Raw genomic sequence first — 6,643 nt, 5'->3', positions numbered from 1 at the left:
CCTCGTGCTCCAGCACCATCCGCACCGCGCGAGCGCGCACCTCAGGCGAAAACTTGTTCGTCGTCTTGCTCGTCATCGCTCCATCCTACTCAGGAGTTGGAGCCTCCGGGAATCCCGGAGCGGTTCATAACGGCTTTGAGAGCGTTTCCGCTCTCGTCGGATAATCCCCCCACCCTTGAAGGAGGGATTTGGAAGCAGGGGGCACAAGACGTTCTCGACCAAGTGCATCTCAGGGTGATCGTTCGGCCGCATGGATCTCGAGGCGCCATCCTCGTTCACACGGAGGTCGCGACCGAGGTGTGGAAGAGCGCGGACGCTGATCTTCAACAGGCCTGCACCGCTCGCTTCCTGACGAGCTATGAAGAGCTTAGCAGATTTACTTCAGCTTTCACCGATGCGCTCCGCGACATGTCTGGCGAGGCGGCTCTTTCGTCAGTCGACCTCTAGATACCTCCTGTCGCAAGAAGCAGACTCACTGAGGGCGGCGGCAGACGAACCTGACCTGCGACCTCACTGTCGTGATGGCGTGGCGGCGAGCAACCTTCTGGTTGTTCGCGTTCTTGAGGCGCCCGCGCGCATCGCGCGAGCGCGACAGGTAGAGATCGTTGGACGAGAGGTCCGAACAGTCGCCGTCGCCGCTCAGCACGACGAGGTCGAGGTCTTCGTTCGCGACGGCCTCCATCGTCTCGATGGCGGCCGCGGCCGTATACATCTCGCAACAGATATGCGCGATGCGGACTCGGACGTTCTTGTCGCTCGGGACCTGACGGCCTCTTGCGCTGGGTCCGCTACCGCTCTGTCAAAACCAGCTCACCGACTCCAACGGCAATATTGAAGCCAGCTTGAGTTTGGAGGCTGAGAGGCTGCAGTGCGAATTGCTTGTTTGATCCGCCGACCAGGACATTTGCCCCAAGACCAACGCCGATCGTCGCGTCAGCTGTCGCGCCAACATAAACTCCCGCAAGCGATCCCGGGGCGTATCCGGTCTGTGGCGAGAAGACGGCCCACACGATCACGCTGCGCGCCTCGACGCCCACATCGAGACCATATTTTCGGATTTCGCCGTGGTAGTTCTCATCTTCGCCCACATCGGGATGAAACGTGCATCGCGTTTTCGCTTTGGAGAAAACGATCTCTCCAATTTGCGGACCAGTCGTGCAGGTGAGGAGGCCGATCTTCACACTAGACTGCGCCGACGCTGGCGTCGCCGCGGAAATAGCCATGAGCAATCCGACCATATCCAAAACGGCGGCTCGAGCTGCCATGGTGCTCTTGCTTTTCATTGGAAGTGCTCCTTCAACCGTAATGAACGTAATTGAAGCACGCCGAGCGCCTTCCTGTACCGAATAGTCAGATGATCCTCTTGCGCGCCGGCGTGTTCGGGCAGCACTGCGGTTTCAGGGAGCAGGCGTCGCAGTCGAACTTGCTGGCGCGGTAGCGCATCATGCCGGCCTCGTCGACGAGCGGAGCCGAGGTCCGGTAGACCCTCTGACGGGGTCTCAGCTCCTTCCCGGCCGGGCAGGTGTAAAGATCGCGGGCGTGGTCGTAGGGGAAGTCCGAACGGCTGAACGTGCCGTCGGTCCGGGCGCTCTTGTCGAACACCGGGATGTGCGGCTCGATCCCGCGTTCATGGACCAGCCAGGCGAGCATCTCGGCCGCGCCGTAAGCGCTGTCGGCTGCGAGCCGCTCGGGCCAGAGCCCGAAGCGCTCCTGTGTCCGCGCGACCATAGTTCGCGCGGCGCCGACCTCGGCCTGCCGGATCGCGCGGCTGGCCTCGACGTCGACGATCACCGCGTGGTCGAGGTCGATCAGGTAGTTGGTCGCGTAGGCGAAGAAGGCGTGGCCCTTGTGCGCGCCGGTCCACTGCGCGGCGGGATCAGACCGAGACACGAACTTCGGCCGGGTCTCGCTCGCCGCGCCCCACGCCGCATCGTCGAGCGTGTCGAGGTATTCGCGAACTGACCGCCGCGTCGCGGCCAACTCTTCCCAGTCGACCTCGTCCGCGCCGTCCGCCGAGCGGTGACGGTTGGCGTCGGCCCGGATCAGGCTGGCGTCGACCGCAAAGCCGTCGCCACCGACGAGACCCTCCGCCATGCAGCGGCGGACCACCGTCTCGAACAGCTTGCGCAGCAGGTCGCTGTCGCGGAAGCGGCCGTGGCGGTTCTTCGAGAAGGTCGAATGATCCGGCACGTCGCCGTCGAGCCCGAGGCGACAGAACCAGCGATAGGCGAGGTTCAGGTGGACCTCCTCGCACAGCCGCCGCTCCGAGCGAACGCCGAAGCAGTAGCCGACCAGCAGCATCCGGATCAGGAGTTCGGGATCAATCGAAGGACGGCCAGTCGCGCTGTAGAACGGGGCCAACTCCCGCCGAACCTCAGACAGGTCGACGAAGCGGTCGATCGCCCTCAGCAGATGATCCTGCGGCACATGCCGCTCGAGTGAGAACTCGTAAAACAGCGCCGCCTGGTCGACCTGCCGTTCACCCATCATCGCCGCCGCCCTCCGCCCGCATGACGGAGTGAATCAGCGACGGAGCCCCGCTTCAACGGCCGAGTTTTTCAACGGAATCGGTCAGAAACGGACTCGGTCCTTAGCTAGCGCTGCGCATTCGGATTAAATTCCTTGACATCCCTCGGGCATTATATACTTGACGCACCAGACTACGGTCCTATAATCGCTCATACCGTTGAGGAATGAGCATGTCCGTCCTGTCCCGCCCCTACTTTCACTGCGAGGAAGCCGCCTTCGCCCACGTGGAGAAGGTGCTTTGGCCGATGGGTCCGGTGTGCCCTCACTGCGGGAACAGCGGCGAGAAGCCGATCTACGATCTCAAGAAGACTCGCATCGGCCTCCGCAAGTGCCGCGGCTGCAACAAGCAGTTCACGGTGCGCGTCGGGACCGTCTTTGAGTCCAGCCACGTCCCGATGACGAAGTGGCTGCAGGCGGTCTTTCTCATGGTGTCCAGCAAGAAGGGCGTGAGCGCTCACCAGCTCCACCGCGTCCTGCAGGTCACCTACAAGACGGCTTGGTTCATGGAGCACCGGCTTCGTGAAGCCATGCGCTCCGGCGCGCTTGAGCCTCTCGGCGGCGAGGGCAAGACGGTTGAGATCGACGAGACGTTCGTCGGTCGGAAGCGGAACTTCGTGCCGAGCAAGGGCCGCGCCCACAAGTTCAAGGTCATCAGCCTTGTTGAGCGTGGCGGGTCCGTTCGCTCCATCCACGTGCCGTCCATCACGCGTTGGACCGTTGAGGTGCAGGTGGCGAAGAATGTTGCTCGTGAGACGCGCCTGATGTCCGACAACGCGCCCTACTATCGCCGCGCGCTCCCCGGCATCGCTTCCCACGAGATCGTGGACCACTCCAAGAAGGAGTACGTGCGGGGCGACGCCTACACGAACACCGTCGAAGGCGTGTTCTCCATCTTCAAGCGGGGGATGACGGGCGTCTATCAGCACTGCGCTGAGAAGCACCTGCACCGCTACCTTGCCGAGTTCGATTTCCGGTACAACAATCGTCAAGCGCTTGGCATCAATGACACCATGCGTGCGGAGAACGCACTTATCGGAATAAGCGGAAAGCGGCTGATGTACCGGGACTCGTGCGGGGCGCCGTGAACAGCGTCGCCAACCCGCTCTCTCTTGGATTCTACAGCGTCAATGAGGCCGCGCGCCTTATTGAGATGGGAAGCGCTCGTCGCATCTATGGTTGGCTGCGCGGATATCCTGGACGACAAGCTGGCCCGTTGATCGCTAGGCAGTTCCAGCCTCTTAACGGGGCGGAAGAGATAAGTTTTCTCGACTTGATGGAGCTGCGGCTGATCGAAATGCTGCGTGAGCAGGACGTTAGGCCAAGGACAATCCGAGCGGCGATCAATGAGGCTCGAAAGATATTCGGGAATGAGAAGCCATTTGCGACCGATAAGATACTTTTGAAAACGGATGGAAAGAGGGTATTCGTTGAAGAGGTCTTGAAGAAGGCCGCCAAGGATGAGCAGGATAGGCGGCTGTGGAATTTGGTCACAAAGCAATATGAGCACTACGAGCTCATAGAGCGGAGCCTTATTCAAGGCGTTGTCTTCGATCCGAAGACCAGCTTAGCCAGAACGTGGAATCCAAGACCCAATCGTTTCCCCGACATCATAATCGACCCGAGGTTGGCATACGGGAAGCCGGTCGTTCCTTCTAAGATACCGACAGAGGCTATCTTCGATCTCTGGAAGGCTGAGGGGGAGAGCTTGGAGGCCGCTTCCAACTGGCTTGAGGTCCCGATTTCTGAGGCCGACATGGCGGTCCGGTTCGAGCAGGAACTTCGCCGCCAGCCCGAGCCTTTGGCGGCGTGAAGAGGGAGCGCATAGCGCTCGATTTCCCATGCTCTCCGAAAATGGTCGGAGCGCTAACGGCTCTCTATTCTGATCGGGGCTTCGAGTTCTTGCATTTAAAGGATCTCGTGGTCGCGAAGACGAAGGACGAAATCTGGGCCGACGCATACAAAAGGTTCGGCGGGCGGGTTGTGATCTCAGGTGACAGCAAGATCGCCTATAGGCCCCACCAAGCAGTTGCCTTTGTAGACAATGGGTTCCTTTCTTTCTTTCCTTCAGAGGGCTGGAATGAGCTCAAGGGGCATCAGAAGAGCGCCGTTCTGATCAACTATTTTCCTTTGATCGAGGCAAAAGTCAGCGAGGGCGCTTTCGGAGCGTGCTGGCGCCTTCCGAACCCGTTACACAAGGGCGAACTTCGGTTCCGAACACCGGCGCTCCTCACGAAGTTAGAGATACCCCGCGATGTCCTCGAAAGAGCCCGACGCCAAGCTGCAACTCGATAAGTTCCGTGAACTGGCGCGCGAACTGGGCTGCGATCAGTCGGAAGAGCGTTTCGACGAGGCCCTGAGGAAGATCGGGAAGGCGAAGCCGTCAAAAGACGAAGCGGGCGACCAGCCAGATCAGGGTGCCGTACACAAGCCCTCCGACGACCGCCGCGACTGAGAGCCCTTGGACCGGATGGTTCATGGGTAGCGGCTTGCGGATGACGCCAACCACGGCTTGCAGGAAGCCGAACCCCGCGCCGATTGCGAAGGCGATCCAATAGCTCATCGCCAACCTTCCGCTACAGCCCGGCCAGTGAGCCGGGCTTTTTCATGGGGAGGCCTTAATGACCGAAGCAGATGATCGCCTTTGCGAGCTTATTGATAAGTTGCAGAGGCTGGTGGAGGATCTAACCTCCCTCCGGAGCCGGAGAGGTGCGCGCGATCTTTTCGGATTCTCCACCGGCCGCTTCAGACACTTCGTATCGTTCCCCGATCTTCCCGAGTCTTAGCAACATCCTTTTGACTTGCAGTCTTGCGTCTTTCTCAAGGTCATCAAGAGTTCGTGCGTTATTAAACGCAACCACACGCAATGTCACTGATCTGTCATTAGTAAGAGATACCTCGAAAGTAAATTCTGCGCCGCTTTCATCCCTCTCGTATCTAAATCTGCCGTCGTTATCGATATACGTCTGCGTCCCACCGGGTCCAAAGAACGAGATGTTTGTGATGCCGACGCCGTTCACTTCTTATCCTCCAGATTAGAGATTCGCTCCTGAAGCATCCTCAATCAAAATAAAAGATAGGGCTGTTCTGAGATGCCTGCAGGAGCTTGATGCAGTTAGTGCAATCAGACCTGTTGTGATAACTTTCGCTGCTTCTGGCCAGAGCCTTCCCATTGCTTGCGTAATAAACCCAATACCACTGCCCACTCACATCTTTTCTTTGCTGGTAACACGGATAGGTGACTTCAGCCATGACGGATGATCCGATCACTTACGGGTTTGAGTACGAGTTTCTGGGGAATGCGCATACGGTCTGCATCGCGGCTTCCTCTAGAGAAGAAGCCGAGGGGCGCATCAGGGCCATGGCGCGCGCTAAGTGCCTAGGCCAGTTGCGGTCCGATGAAAATGCTACCAGCGATTCGTCTGGTGCGGCAAGTATATAAACGTCCATCCCTCCCCTTCCGTGGTCCACTCCCGTCGTCCTTCCCCGTGCAGGGAGGCGTGTCCGGACCGGCCGGCCATGCGGGGGAGGAGCGGCGCCTGCGGCGGGGAGCACCGGAGCTTTCCGTCCCGGGACGTCGGCTGCGGGCCTCGGGAGGTCAGGCGTCCGCGCCTGGGCTTTCGGGGCGATGACCGCCCGCCCCGCACTATGACGGGGCCGCGCCGTCGAGCGCCTTAAGGCGCGGGATGGGTTTTGGGCCAAAGCGCTTCCTCGGAGGCGGCGAGGCCCGAGACCCGCAATGGGACCGACCCCGCAAGGGAGAACGGGCCGCCCGCGACCGGAGCGCGGTTCCGCATCCGTCGCCAAATCGCCGCCGCGCGGGACGCCGGGCCACCGGTTCGCCGCTGGACTACGGCATGACAGGTGGCCCGGCGTTCCGCGCCTTCCCTGCGCTGTTTGATTTTTCGGCCGTGACCCGACCGCGCGCCCCGCGCGGCGCCTCCGCGCGCGCTGGCGAACCGGAACGCGTCATGCCCGGCCGTGAGGCCGGTATCCACGACTTCCCTTCCACGGCGACGCCCCAAGTCGTGGATACCCGCGAAGGCGCGGGCATGACGGGTCGGAGGGTCAGGCGGCTTCTCGTCTCGCCGTCGGGGCCCGGAGGCGCGCGCAAGGC

8 protein-coding genes and 1 pseudogene are annotated in these 6,643 nt (G+C 61.0%); 4 read left to right on the top strand and 5 right to left on the bottom strand.

Annotated elements, in window-relative coordinates:
* Window positions 1-472: 472 nt before the first annotated feature.
* The 3 genes and pseudogenes from ACIKT0_RS10985 to ACIKT0_RS10975 form a co-directional block, all read right to left on the bottom strand.
* Complete coding sequence (locus tag ACIKT0_RS10985) at window positions 473-712, bottom strand: hypothetical protein (RefSeq protein ID WP_407105383.1); 240 nt, start codon at window positions 710-712, stop codon at window positions 473-475.
* 76 nt (window positions 713-788) lie between these two features.
* Window positions 789-1,283 carry a DUF992 domain-containing protein gene (locus tag ACIKT0_RS10980; protein ID WP_407105382.1) on the bottom strand — a complete coding sequence of 165 codons (495 nt, stop codon included), beginning with the start codon at window positions 1,281-1,283 and terminating at the stop codon, window positions 789-791.
* A 79-nt stretch (window positions 1,284-1,362) separates the two neighbouring features.
* Window positions 1,363-2,490 (bottom strand): annotated as a pseudogene (locus tag ACIKT0_RS10975) (IS1182 family transposase); the annotation flags it as partial.
* Window positions 2,491-2,699: 209 nt separating this feature from the next.
* Here ACIKT0_RS10975 and ACIKT0_RS10970 point away from each other — a divergent pair.
* From ACIKT0_RS10970 to ACIKT0_RS10955, 4 genes are read left to right on the top strand one after another with little or no spacing between them, the layout of a single operon-like run.
* On the top strand, window positions 2,700-3,614 hold the full coding sequence (locus ACIKT0_RS10970; RefSeq protein ID WP_407105381.1) for an IS1595 family transposase: 915 nt from the start codon (window positions 2,700-2,702) through the stop codon (window positions 3,612-3,614).
* Window positions 3,611-4,339 carry a hypothetical protein gene (locus ACIKT0_RS10965; RefSeq protein ID WP_407105380.1) on the top strand — a complete coding sequence of 243 codons (729 nt, stop codon included), beginning with the start codon at window positions 3,611-3,613 and terminating at the stop codon, window positions 4,337-4,339. The genes ACIKT0_RS10970 and ACIKT0_RS10965 overlap by 4 nt, the downstream gene beginning before the upstream one ends.
* Window positions 4,336-4,821 carry a PIN-like domain-containing protein gene (locus ACIKT0_RS10960; protein ID WP_407105379.1) on the top strand — a complete coding sequence of 162 codons (486 nt, stop codon included), beginning with the start codon at window positions 4,336-4,338 and terminating at the stop codon, window positions 4,819-4,821. Before ACIKT0_RS10965 ends, ACIKT0_RS10960 begins: the two co-directional genes overlap by 4 nt.
* A complete protein-coding gene (locus ACIKT0_RS10955; RefSeq protein WP_407105384.1) occupies window positions 4,781-4,981 on the top strand; it encodes a hypothetical protein in 201 nt (66 codons plus the stop codon). Before ACIKT0_RS10960 ends, ACIKT0_RS10955 begins: the two co-directional genes overlap by 41 nt.
* On the opposite strand, the gene ACIKT0_RS10950 is transcribed toward ACIKT0_RS10955, so the two are convergent.
* Window positions 4,910-5,089 carry a hypothetical protein gene (locus ACIKT0_RS10950; RefSeq protein WP_407105378.1) on the bottom strand — a complete coding sequence of 60 codons (180 nt, stop codon included), beginning with the start codon at window positions 5,087-5,089 and terminating at the stop codon, window positions 4,910-4,912. The two genes, ACIKT0_RS10955 and ACIKT0_RS10950, sit on opposite strands and share 72 nt — an antisense overlap.
* A gap of 497 nt (window positions 5,090-5,586) precedes the next feature.
* Window positions 5,587-5,778 (bottom strand): YegP family protein, encoded by a 192-nt coding sequence (locus tag ACIKT0_RS10945; protein WP_407105377.1) that lies wholly within the window; start codon window positions 5,776-5,778, stop codon window positions 5,587-5,589.
* Window positions 5,779-6,643: the final 865 nt, after the last annotated feature.

It is taken from the genome of Hansschlegelia beijingensis, assembly GCF_045505405.1.
GTDB classification, from domain to species: Bacteria; Pseudomonadota; Alphaproteobacteria; order Rhizobiales; family Methylopilaceae; genus Methylopila; species Methylopila beijingensis_A.
The sequence above is the reverse complement of the archived record's forward strand: the minus strand, read 5'-3'. Positions and strand labels throughout refer to the sequence as shown.